General features: G+C 47.2%; 17 protein-coding genes. 4 read left to right on the top strand and 13 right to left on the bottom strand.

The window, feature by feature from the left end; genetic code table 11:
* Positions 1–1,533 (top strand): MFS transporter, encoded by a 1,533-nt coding sequence (locus tag L1076_RS16365; protein WP_237304027.1) that lies wholly within the window; start codon positions 1–3, stop codon positions 1,531–1,533.
* A 105-nt stretch (positions 1,534–1,638) separates the two neighbouring features.
* Here the strand turns inward: L1076_RS16365 and L1076_RS16360 are convergent, their stop codons facing one another.
* From L1076_RS16360 to L1076_RS16340, 5 genes are all read right to left on the bottom strand, one after another.
* The gene (locus L1076_RS16360; RefSeq protein WP_237304026.1) at positions 1,639–2,241 is read right to left on the bottom strand and encodes a TetR/AcrR family transcriptional regulator; all 603 of its coding nucleotides are present in this window, start codon (positions 2,239–2,241) and stop codon (positions 1,639–1,641) included.
* 144 nt (positions 2,242–2,385) lie between these two features.
* Positions 2,386–3,147: an ATP-binding cassette domain-containing protein gene (locus tag L1076_RS16355; protein WP_005449633.1), complete on the bottom strand. Its 762-nt coding sequence runs from the start codon at positions 3,145–3,147 to the stop codon at positions 2,386–2,388.
* 11 nt (positions 3,148–3,158) lie between these two features.
* Positions 3,159–4,109 carry an iron chelate uptake ABC transporter family permease subunit gene (locus tag L1076_RS16350; RefSeq protein ID WP_237304025.1) on the bottom strand — a complete coding sequence of 317 codons (951 nt, stop codon included), beginning with the start codon at positions 4,107–4,109 and terminating at the stop codon, positions 3,159–3,161.
* The gene (locus L1076_RS16345; protein WP_039974024.1) at positions 4,102–5,058 is read right to left on the bottom strand and encodes an iron chelate uptake ABC transporter family permease subunit; all 957 of its coding nucleotides are present in this window, start codon (positions 5,056–5,058) and stop codon (positions 4,102–4,104) included. Before L1076_RS16345 ends, L1076_RS16350 begins: the two co-directional genes overlap by 8 nt.
* A gap of 91 nt (positions 5,059–5,149) precedes the next feature.
* Positions 5,150–6,070 (bottom strand): siderophore ABC transporter substrate-binding protein, encoded by a 921-nt coding sequence (locus L1076_RS16340; RefSeq protein WP_237304024.1) that lies wholly within the window; start codon positions 6,068–6,070, stop codon positions 5,150–5,152.
* A 202-nt stretch (positions 6,071–6,272) separates the two neighbouring features.
* Between L1076_RS16340 and L1076_RS16335 the strand changes: the two genes are divergently transcribed.
* From L1076_RS16335 to L1076_RS16325, 3 genes are all read left to right on the top strand, one after another.
* Positions 6,273–7,214, top strand: coding sequence for a LysR family transcriptional regulator (locus tag L1076_RS16335; protein WP_038868905.1), 942 nt, complete (start codon positions 6,273–6,275; stop codon positions 7,212–7,214).
* A gap of 135 nt (positions 7,215–7,349) precedes the next feature.
* Positions 7,350–9,368, top strand: a complete 2,019-nt coding sequence (locus L1076_RS16330; protein ID WP_020195587.1) for a TonB-dependent receptor — start codon at positions 7,350–7,352, stop codon at positions 9,366–9,368.
* A gap of 117 nt (positions 9,369–9,485) precedes the next feature.
* Complete coding sequence (locus L1076_RS16325) at positions 9,486–9,920, top strand: EamA family transporter (RefSeq protein ID WP_237304023.1); 435 nt, start codon at positions 9,486–9,488, stop codon at positions 9,918–9,920.
* A gap of 147 nt (positions 9,921–10,067) precedes the next feature.
* Here L1076_RS16325 and L1076_RS16320 read toward each other — a convergent pair whose 3' ends face one another.
* From L1076_RS16320 to asrA, 8 genes are all read right to left on the bottom strand, one after another.
* Positions 10,068–11,222 carry a crosslink repair DNA glycosylase YcaQ family protein gene (locus L1076_RS16320; protein ID WP_237304022.1) on the bottom strand — a complete coding sequence of 385 codons (1,155 nt, stop codon included), beginning with the start codon at positions 11,220–11,222 and terminating at the stop codon, positions 10,068–10,070.
* Between the two features lie 41 nt (positions 11,223–11,263).
* The gene (locus L1076_RS16315; protein WP_009706552.1) at positions 11,264–12,448 is read right to left on the bottom strand and encodes a multidrug effflux MFS transporter; all 1,185 of its coding nucleotides are present in this window, start codon (positions 12,446–12,448) and stop codon (positions 11,264–11,266) included.
* Positions 12,445–13,074, bottom strand: coding sequence for a recombinase family protein (locus tag L1076_RS16310; protein ID WP_104037055.1), 630 nt, complete (start codon positions 13,072–13,074; stop codon positions 12,445–12,447). The genes L1076_RS16315 and L1076_RS16310 overlap by 4 nt, the downstream gene beginning before the upstream one ends.
* Before the next feature lie 186 nt (positions 13,075–13,260).
* Complete coding sequence (locus tag L1076_RS16305) at positions 13,261–13,497, bottom strand: hypothetical protein (protein ID WP_104037056.1); 237 nt, start codon at positions 13,495–13,497, stop codon at positions 13,261–13,263.
* Between the two features lie 315 nt (positions 13,498–13,812).
* Positions 13,813–14,958 (bottom strand): cyclopropane fatty acyl phospholipid synthase, encoded by a 1,146-nt coding sequence (cfa, locus tag L1076_RS16300; protein ID WP_039974041.1) that lies wholly within the window; start codon positions 14,956–14,958, stop codon positions 13,813–13,815.
* 7 nt (positions 14,959–14,965) lie between these two features.
* Positions 14,966–15,967, bottom strand: a complete 1,002-nt coding sequence (gene asrC / locus L1076_RS16295) for a sulfite reductase subunit C (protein ID WP_005429205.1) — start codon at positions 15,965–15,967, stop codon at positions 14,966–14,968.
* Between the two features lie 12 nt (positions 15,968–15,979).
* Positions 15,980–16,780, bottom strand: a complete 801-nt coding sequence (asrB, locus tag L1076_RS16290; RefSeq protein ID WP_237304021.1) for an anaerobic sulfite reductase subunit AsrB — start codon at positions 16,778–16,780, stop codon at positions 15,980–15,982.
* Positions 16,780–17,808 (bottom strand): anaerobic sulfite reductase subunit AsrA, encoded by a 1,029-nt coding sequence (gene asrA, locus L1076_RS16285; RefSeq protein ID WP_054755454.1) that lies wholly within the window; start codon positions 17,806–17,808, stop codon positions 16,780–16,782. Before asrA ends, asrB begins: the two co-directional genes overlap by 1 nt.
* Positions 17,809–17,824 lie beyond the last annotated feature (16 nt).

Raw genomic sequence — 17,824 nt, 5'->3', positions numbered from 1 at the left:
ATGAAAACACGTTCACCATTGCTGATTTTCGCGCTGTTTGCCATTGCGGCTTTTGGGATCAATTCGGTGATGTTTACTGAGTTGTCCCACGAGATGGCAGCCGCAACCGGTTTATCCGTAGATGAAGTCGAGCTAGTGAAAATCGGCTTTATGATCACTCAAGTGTTGGGGTTTATGTTTACCCCTATCTTGGTGCGTAAGCTTGGTACGTCACTGCCATTGCATTCTGCATTGCTGGTGGGTTTGGGAACGAACCTTGTGCTCTATTGGACTGGTCAGCATGCGTTGTTGTTTACGCTAACTTGGTTAGTAAGTGGCTTTTTCATGAGCATGTTATTGGTGGTGGTGAACCTTTATCTACTCAATACCTTTGAGCAGCGTTGGTTGCCTGCGATTATTGCGCTGACACTGATCTTCTCAACACTGTTACCAATGGGCGCTTATCCGTGGTTGGTAGCTGAGATTGTCGAAGAGTTTGATTGGTCGTTTTTGAACGTAGCCTCGGCTTGGTTGTACTTTTCTGCTTTAGTAATGATCGGCGTGTATAAGCCTCAGGCGATTGAGATTGAAACTAAGCCAAAGTCTTCAGGTTCGGTGTACCTCGTACTCGCGTTAACGATGAGTTTGGTGGTGTTCCTGCTAATGCGTGGCAGCTACTACAACTGGTTGGATTCAGACTGGTTTGTACAGGCTTCTTCTGTCGCTGCAGCACTGGTTTTGTTGGCCGTGTATCAATTGGTGAAAACGCGCCATTTGGATACTGCGTCGATGCAATTGCACGGTAAGTTAAAGACCGACGTGTTTATGTATAACGCCTTTCTTGCGGGCTTTGCCGTGATGGCAAGTACAGTGCTGTTTGCCAACTTCCTAAAAATGGCGATGCACTACAACAGCCTCAATGCGGGCTATGCGCAATTACCATCGTTTTACGCCATGTTGGTCGGCATGCTGGTAAGTGTGTTGGTGTATTACTTCCGCCGCCCTTTAGCGGATGCAGTGGTGCCTTTTGGCGTGCTGATGATTCTACTGTCGGTGCACGAGTTCAGCCAATTACCAAGCTTTGTTGGCACAGAGTCACTACCCATCCCAATGCTGCTGCGCGGTTTTGGTGTTGGCTTGTTGAATGTGTCGGTGACGATTGCGGTGTTGATGTACTTCCAAGTAGGACAGCGATTAGAAGGCATTGCAAACTTCTATCTGTTCCGAACCATGGGCGGGGTGATTGGCGGGGCGTTTTTCTCTCGTGTGATTCAAAACCACAGTGCGCAAGCATCGGGCGAAATCGGTCGTACTCTGGATGGTTCAAACCATGTGTTTGCGGCGTATGAACAGGCATTGAGTAGCGCGATTCTGACTCATGGTCGCTTACCTAATCCGGCACTCGGCATGAGCCAAATTAGTGCGGTTGTGAAGGAGCAAGCTACGACACTGGCGCTGAGTAATTCGTTGGTGATGTTTATTGTCTCTATTTTTGCGCTTGCGCCAATCTTGTTGATTGGTAAGAAGCTAGCCGCAAAACAAGAAACGCACTGAGGTTAGGTCAACAGAACAAATAGCCAGCCAAGCGACTCGGTAACTAAGCCGTAAAAGAACAAAGGGAGCCAATGTGCTCCCTTTGTTTTTTTAGTTTTGAGGTTCTTATCGCTGATAAAGTTTAAGGAACGCCGTCACCGCTTTTTGTGTATGCGAATCCAATTCTTCATCGCTTAAGAAATCAAAGCCCATCAGTGCCATGTTCTGGTAATCCATTTTGATCAGCGCGAGTAGCTGACCACAAGCTAAATCGGCATCGTCGATGTTAAGCTGCTGGCTGATGGTGTCGGTTTTTAAAAAATCAATTAAGTACTGGTGAATACGCTGCGGTCCGGTTTGCCAAAACTGATTTGGAACTGAGTCATGTTTATTAAAATCGGCAGAGATGATGCGATAAAGCGATAGGATTGGGTTAGAGCAAATGCCTCGTAGATACTTCTTCGCGAAGTCTTCTAAGGTTTCTCTTAGTGGTTCATTCTGCTTATCGGCAAGTTGGAAAACGGACTCTAGGCTGATCTTGGTGTTATGTGCGAGCACTTCAACAAACAGCCCTTCTTTGTTGGAAAAGTAACGATAAAGGGTCTGTTTTGAGCCACCACAAATTGCAACGATTTGGTCGAGTGACGTGTCCTTGTAGCCCTGTTCAATAAACAGATCGGTTGCCACTTCGATGATTCGAGTTCTTTTCTTTTCAGTAGATGCGCGCATAACTAAATCAACTTAAATAAAACTGTTCAGTACAGTATCATTATTGCCGCCGAGACACACCGCTTTTCCGTGTATAACGCTTCTTCATTGACCAAAATTAAAAAAGGCGACACGAGGCCGCCTTTGGAATCAGATTGGGTTACGTTAACGTCGGTAGTACAACGAAATACGGTTGCCGTTAATCTCTTGCACGATAAATGGAATCTCGTAAATATCGCTCAGCACTTCGGCATCAATCACTTCTTCAACCAAGCCCGCTTTGATGACTTCACCAAGTTTCATCGCCACGATGTGGTCAGAGTAACAAGACGCAAAGTTGATGTCGTGAATCACGATCACTACGGCTTTGTTCTTCATTTCCGCAAGTTTGCGTAGCGTACTCATGATGTCGACGGAGTGCTTGATGTCGAGGTTATTCAGTGGCTCATCCAAGAAGATGTAGTCGGTATCTTGCGCCACCACCATAGCAATAAACGCCATTTGGCGCTGACCGCCAGACAGTTGGTCGATAAAGCGATCTTTCAAATGGTCGATTTCTAGATGCTGCATTGATTCATCAATGATGCGGTGATCTTCTTCTGTCAGACGACCTTGCGAGTACGGGAAGCGACCAAACGCCACCAAATCACGCACCGTAAAGCGCATGTTGATGTTGTTTGACTGGCGTAGCACTGATAGGCGCTTTGCCAAGTCTTCGGTGTTCCATTGGTCAAGTGGCTTATCACCAATCACGACGCTACCAGCATCACTTTCTGTTAGTCGGCTCGCCATAGACAGTAGGGTACTTTTACCCGCGCCGTTAGGACCAATGATGCTGGTTACTTTACCAAGTGGAAAAAGGGCATCGGCGTTTTTTACCACGTATTTTTCGTTGTATTTTTTGCTAAGACCTTGAATACGGATCATGTGATAAACCCTTAATCGAATTTGTTTTTCATAAGCAGAAGCAAGAAGTAGCCGCCGCCGATAAAGTTGATAATAACGCTGATGGTGGTGTCGAAATCGAACAGGTTTTCAACCACCCATTGACCGCCAGACAGCAGTACAACTGACAGTACTGAGCTTGCGACAATCAATAAGCGATGCTGATAGCCAGTGAAGATTTGGCGAGCCAGAGCCACAACAATCAAGCCAAAGAACAAGATTGGACCAATCAACGCGGTCGAGATAGACACCATCAAAGTAATGATGAACATGACTTGCATGGTCAGTTTGTGAGTATCCACACCTAGACTTTTCGCGTTATCGACACCAAGCCACATAACGTCCAATTTGTGGGCAATACGCATTAGGTACGCACCACACAGCAGCATCGGAACCACACACCAGTACACCAATTCACTGTTGATGTTGTTAAAGCTCGCGAACATCGAACTTTGGATGAAGGTGAACTCATCTGGGTCGGTGATTATGGTGAAGAAACCGGTGACGCTGTTGAACAAGCTGCTCAGCACGATACCAATCAACAACAAGGTGAAGATGTTGCGCTGACGACCACGGAAATAGAAGCTGAACAAAGTCATCGCACACACAATCATGATGCCAGTCGACAACACGAAGTTGAGCTTGCTGTTGATGACCAAAGCACTCAAGCCGCCAAACATCACCACGAGCAGCACTTGAATCATCACGTACATGGAATCAAAACCCAGAATCGAAGGGGTAAGGATTCGGTTGTTGGTGATGGTCTGGAAAATCAGTGACGACGATGCGATCGCCATCGCTGCCAAGACAATCGCCAATACTTTCGGGATGCGGCGTGACAAGAAGAACTGGTAGTTATCTGGCGTTAAGCCTTTACCGATGAACACCGCACAAATCAAAACCGCCGCGATTGCCAGCAGGGTTACTTTCATAGAATCACGCATTCGATTTGTCTCTAAGAACTAGGTAAATGAAGATTGAGCCACCCAAGATGCTGATGATCATCGAGATTGGAATCTCGTAAGGGAAGATGATAAGACGGCCGAGGATGTCGCATGTAAGCACCAAAATCACACCTGCGTATGCCGTCCAAGGTAAGTTGCGACGCATGTTGTCACCAATGAACAAGGAGACAAGGTTTGGCACGATAAGCCCAAGAAACGGAATCATACCAACGATCATCACCACCGATGACGACAGCACAGCCACAAGAATGACACCGACCAAAACAATGCGCTGGTAGTTTAAACCGATGTTCTTAGCAAAGCTCTCACCCACGCTCGCAGCACTAAAGCGGTTGGCGTAAGCGTAAGCCAGAACCGAGACTGGCAGAGCGAGATACAAGAACTCGTAGTTGCCGCGTAATACCGATGCGAAGTTAGCCACCGTCCAAGAACCAAGGGTCTGTACTAGGTCGTATTTGTAGGCAATAAAAGTGGTCATGGACGAAACCACGTTGCCATACATGATGCCTATCAGCGGGACGAGCACGGTGTTCTTAAACTTCAAACGTTGTAAGAAGCGCACGAAGATCACCGTACCAATCACAGAGAACGTGAAGATGGTGATCAGGTGCACCCAACTGCTCATGTCTGCAAACAGAATCAGCGCGACGATGTAGCCGAACATTGCCCAATCGACCGTACCCGTTGTAGACGGGGCAGCAAAGCGGTTTTGCACGATCTGCTGCATGATCAAACCTGCAACACTTAAGCCTGCACCAGCGAGGACGATGGCCAACAAGCGGGGCAATCGGCTAACCAGTAAGATGTTCAAACTGTGGCTGTCACCGGCCAAAATCTGCGAGAGAGAAACGTTCGCCACCCCAACCAGCAAAGAGGCGCAGGCGAGTACGACGAGTAATAAAAAAGCCAAGATATGATGTAATTTCATGGTGTATTTATAGGGTGATAAAAACAACAATGACCTTTCGCACCGTGAAGTGGGAAAGGTCATCTTTTAGAGTGAGATTGAACCGAATCTGTTAGTTTGCAATGACTTGGTTCAGCTCTTTAATCATGGTTTGCGTCGATTGGTAGCCACCTGCGGTTAAGTACCAAGCTGCTGGGTCCATAAACAGCACGCGGTTGTTTTTCGCCGCTGGTGTGGACTTGACAAGATCGTTGTCGAACAGCTGTTTTGCTTTACCGCTGCTCTGACCAATTGCTTGCTCGCGGTCAAGGATAAGCAGTACCTCAGGTTGCGCATCAGCAATGTATTCGAATGAAATCAAGTTACCGTGAGTACGTGGTACAGATTTCACGTTCTCAGAAGTCGACGTTGCAAAGCCCGCTTCTTCATACACAAATGAGAAACGGCTGTTAGTGCCAAACATCGCCAAGCTGTTACCGCTGTTTGAGACGGTCAGTGTGCGTGGTGGCTGAGCTTCTACTTTTGCGTGTAGGTGATTAATTTGTTCTTGAACGCCTTCAATCAACTGCTCTGCCTGCTCTTCTTTGTCGAAGATGTCACCCAGCGCACGCCAGTGTTCTTGGGTTGTTTTCCAGTAGTCGGTGGTGTCGATACGGAACATGTAAGTTGGCGCGATGTCGCTCAGATCCTTGTAGATATCTGCCATGCGACCTTCCGCGATGATTAAGTCTGGTTTAAGCATAAACAGCGTCTCGAAGTTCACTTCTTTCACGCTGCCCGTGTTTGCGAACGAGTCGATTTGGAATTTTTCTAGTGACTTTGGCAGCAGCGTCTTTGGCATGCCGACGGGTGTTACGCCCAAAGCATCAATGTAGTCTAAACTGCCGTAGCCCAATACAACGACGCGTTGTGGAACGCCATCAATGTCTACTGTGCCCAAACTGTGTTGGTAGGTTTTAGCCATTGCCCCCATAGGAGCCAATGCAAGCAGCAAAGCTCCCGTTGCTACGCGAAGAGAAGTTTTACCAAACATAATGATTTCCATAAGGTGCGATGCAATCTCGCAAGAGTGCCTTAAAAACAAATAATGCTTTAAAAAATAGAGCGCGAGATTAGTCGTAAAGCGGTATAACTTATTTGATTAAAATCAAATAAGAATGATTATTGATTGCAGACACATTAGCAGATAGTCTATATGCAGCAACAGAATTAGCGGAATAGTGAGTATTCAAAAAATGAATTTAGCTCAAGTCGACTTGAACTTATTGTTTATTCTCAAACACCTACTTGAAGAGAAGCATGTTTCCAACACCGCGGTATCGCTCAATATGAGCCAACCATCGGTGAGCCGCTCTTTACAGAAACTCAGAAACTTGTTCAACGATGAGCTGTTAGTACGTACTGCACACGGCTATGAATTGACCCCAAAAGCGGAAGTGATCAAGCAAGATTTGAACACGGTGTTAACTGGGCTAGAAAAGCTGATGTACGGCCAGTCATTTGTGCCAGAAAAGAGCAACGGTACGATCCGTTTTTACGGCTTGGTTCCGCAGGTGATTTTCTTACTGCCACCGATTGTTTCGCGCATCCGTGAAGAAGCGCCGAACATGATTGTCGATATCGATTCCATCCCGAAACGCCATTTCGATTCGCTGATCGCAGGGGATGTACATTTTGTGCTCTCAACCGCCGAGCCACCTAGCTCTGAGCAGAATTTGTACCGCATGAAAATTGCCAATCGCGACTACCGATTCCTAATGAGCGAAACTCATCCACTTGCCCATGTTGAAGAACTGACGGTGGAGATGCTGCTCGATTGCAACTTCGGTCAAATCTCACTTCAAGGTGGCAAAACCCTGTCGATTTATCACCGTTTTGTTGAGCTTGGTGTGGTGGATAAAAAGCGCCAATTATCGATTCCTGTTCAGCTTTCAAACTTCAACGCTGCGCCAGCGATTGCCGAGCAAACGGATGTGATTTTCCACTTGCCAACGCCGTTTGCACAAGACGCTTGTCAGGGCAGAAAATTGATCACCAAAACCGTACCAAAAGCGATTCGAATGGACAGTGAATCGGTCTATTTATACTGGCATAAGCGCTATCATAACGACCCGATGTGTAATTGGGTTAAGTCATTGTTCAAGGAAATATATGGCTCAACTGAGGCTGAATGGTAAAGAATATTATTATTCATTTTCGACATAGTGGTAATTAATCCTACAAATGCTCGGTTGCTTGTCTTCGTCAAACAAAGGCTATTTAATGCGAACCATTATCATTATAAGTTCCATTAAAATTTATAGGTTTTTACCATGTCGAAGACGACTCCGTTTGCGCCAAAACCATTAGCAGTGGTGATCGGTGCGCTATGTACCTCTTTTTCCGTCTTTGCTGATACAACGCCAATCGAAACCGATGAGCAGCTTGTTGTAACAGCAACTCGTACCCAGATGGAGCTGAAAGACGCTCCAGCTTCTATGTCGGTGATCACCGCTGAAGACATCGAAAACGATCCAGGCATCACGCTGGCGGACATCGTGTCTAACGCAACCAGCGTGGAGTCAGATTTCGACAGCACACGTGCAGGTCGTCAGCAAATCTCGATTCGTGGTATGGATTCGAAATACACACTGATCATGGTAAATGGCCGTCGCATGAGTTCGGCAAGTGCGATCGTACGTGGTAACGACTTCGATCTTTCTGCGATCCCAATGGATTCAATTGAGCGAGTAGAGATCATCCGTGGTCCTATGTCGGCGCTTTACGGCTCTGACGGTATGGGCGGTACGATCAACATCATCACTAAGTCACCAAGTAACGATTGGAGCTCTCAGCTCAGCTTAGACAACACCACGCCAAACGATGGCAATGGTGGTCAAGAGTACACAGTGGGTCTAACGACGTCGGGCGCTTTGATTGAAGACACGCTATTTGCTCGCTTCTCTGTTTCTCAAACGAGTCGTAATGCGTGGCAGCCATACTCTGGCGAGAAAGGCGGCATTGATCGTGAAGAGGTTACTGCACTTGAAGATCGCGATAGTTTAGCGATGTTCGGTACGCTTTCATGGCATTTGGCGGACAATCAATTTATCGACCTTGACCTTGGTTACAGCGACGACGAACGTGATACCGCAGCAGAAAGTGGTACTACGGTTCTGTTCTCGGAGTCTCGCGTTAAACGTAACAGCCAAGCGCTATCGCACACCGGTTTTTGGTCTTGGGGTGATACGCAAGTTCGTTACTCACGTGAAAACGTAGAGAACATTGAAGCGGCAAACGATGGTGCTGATTCAATTGAAGAACTGACACAAATTTTTGAAGCATCAGCAACGACTTACCTAGGTGAAAGCCACACTGTGACGTTTGGTGTGGACTACCAAACTAGCGAGCTGACCAACCCAGAGCACATCGTGGGTAACAAAGCAGAAGCTTACCAAGGTGCGGTATTTATCCAAGACCAATGGGAAATGACCGATACGCTGATGGCAACCATTGGTGGTCGTTTAGATAAGCACGAGCACTACGGCGAAGAGTTCAGCCCGCGTGTGTACCTAGTACACCAAACAACGGACGACTTGGTACTGAAAGGTGGTGTGGGTAAAGCGTTTAAAGCACCAACCATGACGCAAAACCACCCAGACTTCTCGATGAGCAGCTGTAAAGGTAACTGTAACATCGTAGGTAACGAAGATCTGGAAGCAGAAACCAGCGTGAACTACGAGTTCTCGGCGCTATACAGCGGTCGTAACTGGAACTTAGAAGGCGCGGTATTCCGTAACGAAATCGAAAACCTAATCGAACAGACAGACATCTTCTGTGAAGTCGGTACGTGGTCGAGTGCGGTGATGAGTTGTATTGATGACAATGGCGACCCAATCGATCGTGAACTGTCTAACCCGTACAAGTCTTACCAAAACGTATCGAAAGCCGTTATCCAAGGTGTGGAGCTAACGGGTAGCATTCAGTTCAATGAGCAATGGGCGATGTCTGGTAACTACACTTACTTAGACACAGAAGATAAGTCGACAGGTGAAGAGCTGAACGAGCGTTACAAGCACTCTGCATTTGCTCGCCTAAACTGGTACCCAACTCAAGATTTGAACCTGTTTGCGAGCGCACGCTACCGTGGCGACCGTAAGATTGATTCTCAGCTAACGCAAGACGCTTACACCACGATGGATTTAGGTACGGTTTACCATGTGAATGACGCACTACGTATTCGTGCGGGTATCACTAACTTAACCGATGAAAGCGTATCAAGAGAGCTAGAAAACATCGGTTATGTTGAAGCACCGCGTACTTACTATGTTGGTATGACAGCAGACTTTTAAGCTCTAATTACAGACTGATTCGATTGGATTTAAGTCGAATTTAATCGAAGCAAGATATGGCGTTGCAGTACACTCTGTAACGCCTTTTTTGCTTTTAGGGATAAATAGGAAAAGACAATGCTTCAAACTTCTTGGTTATTTTGGGCGCTCATGTCGGCGGTATTTGCGGCGATGACCGCAGTGTTGACCAAACTTGGTGTGGCGAACATCAACTCTGACTTGGCGACCTTTATTCGTACCTGCGTGATTCTTGTTTTGGTTGGTTTGATTGCTTACGCGACTAAGCAGTTCAGTGCCATTGGAGAGATCTCGACCAAAGGCATGGTGTTCTTGGTGCTATCGGGTTTGGCAACAGGTGCATCCTGGCTGTGTTACTTCCGCGCCATGTCATTGGGGCAAGCTTCTCAAGTTGCGCCGATCGACAAACTAAGCGTGGTGCTGGTGGCAATATTCAGTGTGGTTTTACTGGGAGAAAAGCTCTGCATGGTCAACTGGATGGGGATTGGCTTGATCACCGTTGGCGTGATTCTGGTGAGCCTACAAAGTTCTTAAAGGTCACTATCACCTAAATATCTTGTCTCTTTGAATAGCGAGAGACGGATGTAATTCAGAATCGATATGCAGAGAGCATGGGCTTCATGAGAACAGTTTAGTTTTTCAGCACTTTGCTCTTCGATTCTTCGTACACTGTTCCTTTCATTATGCTCTTTGACCCACTTTCTGAATCACAAACGCTTGGCACTGATTAAACTGCGCGAAAGCATGTAACTCTTCTTCTAAAGCGGCGAAAAATGCTTCTCTGTCTTTGATCGAAGGCTCGGTAACTAGGTTAATAACGTTCAGCGTTGAACAGGTTTTATCCACTTTGCAGTCGGCGCGCGCGACCAGCTTTCCATCCCACAATATTGGCAAACAAAAATAACCGAACTGGCGTTTTGGCTCTGGAACATAACACTCAAGCAAGTAATCAAAGTTGAAAATTGCGTTGGTGCGTTTTCGTTGGATAAGCAGGTTATCAAATGGGGAAAGGATTTTAGCCCGTTTGCGGTTGAGCCGTTTGTCGAGCAAGTTCAGCGCATCGCTACAGGCATAGTAAGCCGAATTGTTGATGCTAATGGCTTCTATCTCACCCAAATCGACCAACTCGGACAGAGCTTGTTGTACCTGCTTCTTAACTCCTTTCAGTAGGTAAACCATTTCAGGCAAAGTGCCGAATCCATGAGATTTAAGATAATTGAGGACTAAGAATCGCGCGTGTTCTTGCTCGGTTGGCATTGATGTATCAACATCTTGAGGCAGAACATGTGAGGTTAGGTCGTACACTTTCTGGAAACCACGACGTTCGCTTATCATCAAATCGCCCTGCATGTATAAGTTCTCTAGGGCGCGTTTGGTTGGCTTAGTATTCCAGCCATCGGTCTTATGGTTGGCAGATTCGAAATCCTTTGCCATCAATGGGCCTTCTTGCTCAATTCTGTTCAAGATAGACGCCATTAAGTCGTGGTCTTTTTTGTACCAATGCTTTTGCTGATCGGATTTGATCGCCGCTTTGCGAGGCAAGCTATGACGGTATTGCGACATAGGTAAATACGCCGCCGCATGAGACCAATATTCGAAGACTCTCTTTTCTGCCACCAGTTGGTCTAGGTGCTCAAGTTGGTAGCTTGGGTTTCGGCTCCACAAAGTATGATGGTGAGCGCGCTGAACGACAGAAATCGTATCAATCTGCACATAGCCCAGTTGTTCAAAGACGGCTAAGGTCTTTGCTTTGGCGCTGCCTTTATTGCTTGCTAGTGGCAATCCTTGAGAGAGCAAAGCCAATTTCTGTGCTTGTGCAAGATTGAGTGATTTCATATCGTTATTTGTCTTCCTTGTTACTTTCTATTGCCCGGGCTCTATTGCTCGGAAGGTTGCTCAGTGGCAAAGCCTCGCAGAACGTTGGTTAGTGTAATGGTCGCAAAGACCACAATCACCAATGACAGATGCCATGCTTGGCTTAATCCGAGCTGCACCAATGCCATACTTACAATTGATGACACCACCATTTGGCCACCGCCCGACATCGCCGCAGCTGCACCTGCTTGTTTCTTATAGGGTTGCATTACCATGGCTTGAGCACAAGGTAGAGCGATAGCATTGCCTAAAATCATCAGCAGTTGGCCTAGCATTAAGTACAGCGGCTCAACAGGACAGAAGAACAGCCACGCTGCGGAACTGACGTGCAGGATTGGTGTGACCAATAGCATCTTTTTCGTGCCGATGATTGGACGCACACGATTACAGATACTGGTGCCGCAAATCATGCCGAACGCCGGAATCAGTGCCCACATCGCGTATTGATCGGATGTCATGCCGATTTGGTTTTGCATGATGAAAGGCATCACCGAAACGGTCGTGATCATCAAGCTGAAGTTAAGCCAACCGATACTGGCAAAGCTCATAAAGTAACGAGAAGTCAGTAGGTCACGATATTGCAGCAGCATCTTCTTCGGTGATGGCAACGCAGAGGTTTGTGTGATGGTTTCTTGGAAGCGAAATACGATCACAGTCCAAGCCAACAATACGTAACCCAACAGCGAGATAAACACCATAGTCCAGCCGAAGTGGGCGTTAATGAAACCACCAATAACAGGAGCTACTAACGGTGTGATAGAGGCAGCCATCGCAATGTAGGACAAAGCGACAGGGAGCTCAGGACCATTAAAGCGATCACGAGTTGATGCTCGGGCTAACACCGCGCAACAGCCTGTACCTAAACCTTGCAGAAAACGGCCTGCTACCATGCCAGTGAAAGTGTGGCTTAGGAAGATGATCATCAATAGACCGAGCATGGCAATCAACAAGCCAGCTAACAGCACCTTTTTGCGACCTAACGCATCGGATACTGGGCCATAGATAAACTGAGACGGGCCAAAACCAAGTAAGTAAACACTGACTAACAGCTGAGCTTGGTCGAGGGAAATATCGAAATCTTTCGCGATCCAAGGAAGAGATGGGAACACCAAGCCCATACTGAGCTGACCAACACTGATGATAAGACACGCCAGCAAGATGGTTTTAAATTCAATCGGTCGACTCATGATTTTTCACCATCGCCACGGCGGCGCAGGCTTCCTTCCTCATCAAATTCATTCAATTTGGCTTTCACTCGTTTGACCGTCGATAGGCTGACTTCGCATTGTTCTGCGACGCTTTGTAGCGTATTGCCTTCCAGAAGCAAAGTTGCAATGTGTTGATGTTTCGCTTTGTCTGCAGGGCGACCTCGGAATTTCTGCTTCCACATCTGTGGATCGTTTTTTAGTGCTTTGCGGCCTTGTTCTGCGGCGAACAAGCGATGTTGCGTTTGCACTTGCCCGTAGCCAGAAAGCAGCGAAAGCAAGGTTTGCGTTTGTACTGAATCGGGCTCAAAAGTCAGTGGTTCACAAACGGTTTTTAGGGTGATGCCTTTGTTAAGCAGAGTTTGAATCGTGCTAAGGGCTTGGCTGAAGTCTCGGCCAAAGGCGGTTAGCCACCAAAGTACAACGGTGTCACCGGTTTGCACGATAGTTAAGAGTTGTTGAAAGGCTTGTCGCTCGGCTGGTGGCGTGCAGCCGCGTACCTTGTCCTCAAGGTGAACTGCTTCTGGAGCAAAGGCTTTCAAAGCGTTGAGTTGCTCAGGGTAAGCTCGGTTTTTAGGGGAGTGCCGCGTATAGAGAAAGGTAGCCATGGGTGCAATGCGTCTCTTTAGATTGGTTCATATACTGTAATGGTCCATAAATATACAGAGGTTCATTAATAACCACAACACCAAATGAACCTACTTAAGGTGGTGATCTTTTATCTCTATGATACATAAATGAAAACTAGCCGAAGTAATGGGCTAGTTTTACAGGGCTGAATGAGTTCGGTGGGTTTATCGCAATAGGAAGTAAGGCGTATTAACGTAAGCATGTCCCGCTGAAATCGCATAAGGCAGTACGACTTTACCAACAGAGACCGCGGTGTTTACCAGTGGTTGAACGTTGATATTGGCATTCATCAAAGTAGGGCGAACGTTGGGAGCCAAGCGATAGTAGCTTGGAGTGGAAGCGCAGCCAGAAAGTGTAGACGTAAATAGCAGTGCAATGATGATTGATTTGATGGTTTTCATAATGGTGACTCTCAAAAATAGTATTTTGGCTCTGGTTTTGGTTATCGGGATGAGCCTTGGTTGAGAGGAAGATTGCCTGAGTCGAACGAACGTCACCATCAATGTAAAACAAGTCATAGCGCGCAAGACTAAAAGTAATACTGGGCGTTACTAAGTATTAGGTTTTGCAAGTAAGGTCGTACTAAATGCCCCCTAGATGGGTTGTTTAGTGCTTTGGAAGGAAATAGAAAACAGTAAAAAAAGCCAGAATGAAACCGCCCATTCTGGCTAGGAGCCAAACGAAGGTGCTCAAAACACAATCTGGAGGCAGATTGCTTACATGGAACGTACGGTCAATGGTCGGCGGCGACCAATCTTAGTTAGGGCAAGTTGCCATAGGCTCAAATCTCGTGAGCGGAAGGCGCCAGCACAGCTGAGTAAGTAGTATTTCCACATACGGTAGAAATCTTCACTGTAGTCGCCTTTGATCTGATTCCATGAGTGTTGGAAGTTAGAGAACCAGCACATCAGGGTTTTGTCGTAGTCTTCACCGAAGTTGTGCACATCTTCGATATTGAATCGATCTTCCATCGCCTCTGCGAGGTTCTTCATCGATGGAATAACGCCATTTGGGAAGATGTATTTCGAGATCCACGGGTCCGATGCGGTAGTGCTGTGGTGTGAACCAATGGTGTGTAGCAAGAACACGCCATCGTCTTTCATGAAGCGCTCTGCGCACTCGAAGTATTCCGCGTAGTTCTTTGGTCCCACGTGTTCAATCATACCAATCGACACTAGGCGATCGTATTGCACGGTGGGCTTGAACTCGCGGTAGTCCTTCAAAATGAAGTTGGCGACGACGCCATTTTCTATCGCCAGTTTGCTGCCGAGCTTCTTCTGCTCTTTCGATAGAGTCAGGCCATCGCAAATCACACCATACTTCTTCGCAGCGTAAATCATAAAGCTGCCCCAACCACAGCCAATATCGAGAATACGCATCCCCGGTTGCAGATCGAGCTTACGACAAATCAAATCCATTTTATGTTCTTGCGCTTCGTCCAGCGTTGCTGCTCGATTCCAGTATCCACAGGTATAGGTCATGTGCGAGTCGAGCATTTTTTGGTAAAGCTTATTGCCGATGTCGTAGTGGTGCGGTACATCGAATTTACAACGTTCAATGCTTTGTGGGTTAACCCAGCTTTTCAGTTTTAACTTCGCAGCGGAAGAGGCGAACTTGAGCTTTTCAGCCAGTCCTAGTTTGCCTTCAATGTCGTTTAAAAGTACGCGCTCAAAGAACTGATCCAAGCGGCTGCAATCCCACATCTTGGACATGTACGCTTCCCCTAAACCCAAGGAGCCTGACTGCATCACAAGCTCATACACTTTTGGGTTAAACACTTGGATATCCCATGGTTTAGAACCATTGATGGTGATACCTGCTGGAGCTAACGCCTCTTTAAACATTTCTTCTAGTTTGTTCATACTATGCCTATTTCACGTGCATGTTCGCTACGTATTCATCTTCTGCCCAATACATACGTTCGGCGACTTTGGCTTCCGGATTTAGGCTAACGCCATCTAAGACGCGCTCTCTAAAACGCAAGTAGCCGCCTTTATCAATCAGATGTCCCATGTGGAGGTAAATCGGCTTACCGCCCAACATCTCTTTTTCAAATTCGAATAGATTGTCGATGACAGGGTGTAGGACGTCTTCCGTTACCCAATTGAGGAACATCTTGCCAACGCGAGGGGTCTTCTTCGAAGTTCGACCGCCCAGCTTGACCATATAGAATTGTTTTGGATCTCGACGCCAAGCCAGTGTCGGACAAGCAAGTACACATTCGCCGCAGCCAATGCATTTGCTTTCTTCCTTCACCGCTTTGCCGTCTTTGAGTGACAAGCAATCTACAGCGTGGTGCGCACAAGCTTTGACGCAGGCGCCGCAACCAATACAGCGATGGCTTTCGAAATTAATCTTGGCGATACCTAAGATGCCAAAATCCGCCATATTGGCTTTGGCACAATCGTTCGGACAGCCAGCCATGACCATTTTTAAATGGTATTTGCTAGGGTAAACGTGACGCTCCATTCGCTGCGCTAAACCAGTGGTATCGGTATTGGCTTTCTGGCAGATTCGACTGCCCTGACACGCGACAATATTACGCCCACCAATCGATTGATAACCTGCTTGAGTGTCTTCGACATCAATGCCACATGTATCGACGGTGATGTCTTTGATGAAAGGCTCCAGCGCTTTGTTGACCTCTGGAATGTCTTCATAACGAATGCCTGGCATCGCCAGCTTTTGCCGCGTGGTGAGGTGAATGACACCATTGCCCCACTTCTCGGCGATCTCTTGCGCGGCACCGAGTAAGTAAGCAGGCATAATGCCACCCGGAATGCGCACGCTGATCATGCACTCGCCACGTACTTTCGATAGGCGGTAATCGCCATTGGCGCGCATTTTGATGATATCTACATCCATCGTCATTGTGATTCCCTCCTAATCAATCATGGTTCTGGCGTGGTCATAACGGAAAACCGGACCATCCAAGCACACGTATTTGTCGCCAATTCGGCAGTGACCGCATTTACCAACTGAGCAGGCCATTCTGCGTTCGTAGTCGACCCAAATCTGATCTTCTTGAATGCCTCTGGATAAGAAGTCCTGCACGACGAACTTAATCATGATCGGAGGGCCCACTACGATGACGCGGATGTTCTCTTTGTTTGAGAGGTCAAGCTTGCTGATGTGCTCGGTGACCAGGCCGCTCTCATAGAAGTGTTCGTCGCCACCGTCATCCAAGGTGGTGATGACGTGATTGGAGTAAGACCAATTCAGCAAGTCGCTTTTGTACAACACGGCATCTTGGTTTTTGAATCCGAGGATCAAAGACATCTTCTTCACATCACTTGGGTTGTTGTGAAAGTAGTTAATCAGCCCTTTAACCGGAGCAACGCCAGTGCCGCCCGCGACCACAATGAGGTGTTTATCTTGGTATGCTTCCATCGGGTAGCCGTTGCCCATTGCGCCGCGCATCATCACGCGATCACTGGCGTTTAATTGGAACAGCTCGCTGGTTACCTTGCCGACATTACGTATCAGCAAGTCGACGTAACCTAAGCCGTAATCGGAGACGGAAATAGGTGCTTCTCCTACTAGGGATAAACCCACTTCGACAAATTGTCCGTAGTGCACCGGAAAGTCGCACGCAACGCGAAAATTCCATTCCAGTTCTGTGTGCTTTTCGATATGAATGATCGGGTAGCTTTGCGGCAGCATTTTGTTTTCACAATCGCACATTAGAGCGCCTCCTCTACAATCGATGTCATCTTGTTGATGATGTTGCTAAATGAGATGTAGTGAGGGCATCGGTCGTCGCAGCGTCCGCATCCAACACACATATGGTGTTCGCCTTGGCGAGACTTAAAGTCGTTGACCTTGTGTAAGGCGCGATAACGTAAGCGCTCTCCAGTTTTATGACGGAAGCTGTGACCGCCTGCCATATCCGAGAAGCCATCAATCATACAACTGGCGTGTTGGCGACGACGTTCACCCACTTTGGCTTCTTTGTTGTAAACCACATCGAACACGTTGAAGCAGGCACAAGTCGGGCATGAAGAAGTGCAGCGACCGCAACCAATGCAGCGTGAATCGTATTCTGACCACACCGGATGGCTGAGTAACACTTCGCGTACTTTAGCCGGATCATCGCAAACCGAATCTGGCGTGCGGACTTTGACAGGATTGGACTTGACGAAGCTGACACTGTGCTCAACGTCTTTGCCTTGTGAAAAGTAGGGCGCTAGCTCTGGATCTTTAATAGTGACAATTGCGCCATGCTCACTAAATTGAACTGAAGCGGCGAAGTTATCGGTTTTGTTGGTCCCCATAGAGACACAAAAGCAGTTTTCGAAACTTTCGCTGCACTCAATCAGTACAAGTTTGAGTTTCTGGCGCAGACGTTTGTAGTAGAAGTCTTTGTGGCCGCCGTTTTCTAAAAACATGTAATCAAGGCTTTTGAGCGCATTGATGTCACAAGCTCTGAGAAACAGAAACACGGGGCGCGCATCGACACTGGATTCTCGTAACTCGTCGGCGTTAAACCAAAATAGGGTTTCGGTAATTGGGAAGACGATCTCTTTGGGTGAGAAATGACTTTTCTCTTTCCACTCCAGTTGGTCGTAACGTTCGATTTCTTGGTAATCCAAATTTGGGGTATGGGCAAAACGACCTGCGTATTCTTCATAGACGGGCGCCATCACCTTATAGCTCTGACGTAACGCCTCGATCGTCGAACCCATTTGCTGAGTAGTTAAAAACTTAGGCATTGTTCTATCTCGTTAT

It is taken from the genome of Vibrio sp. MMG023, assembly GCF_021654215.1.
Lineage (GTDB): Bacteria > Pseudomonadota > Gammaproteobacteria > Enterobacterales > Vibrionaceae > Vibrio > Vibrio jasicida.
The sequence above is the reverse complement of the archived record's forward strand: the minus strand, read 5'-3'. Positions and strand labels throughout refer to the sequence as shown.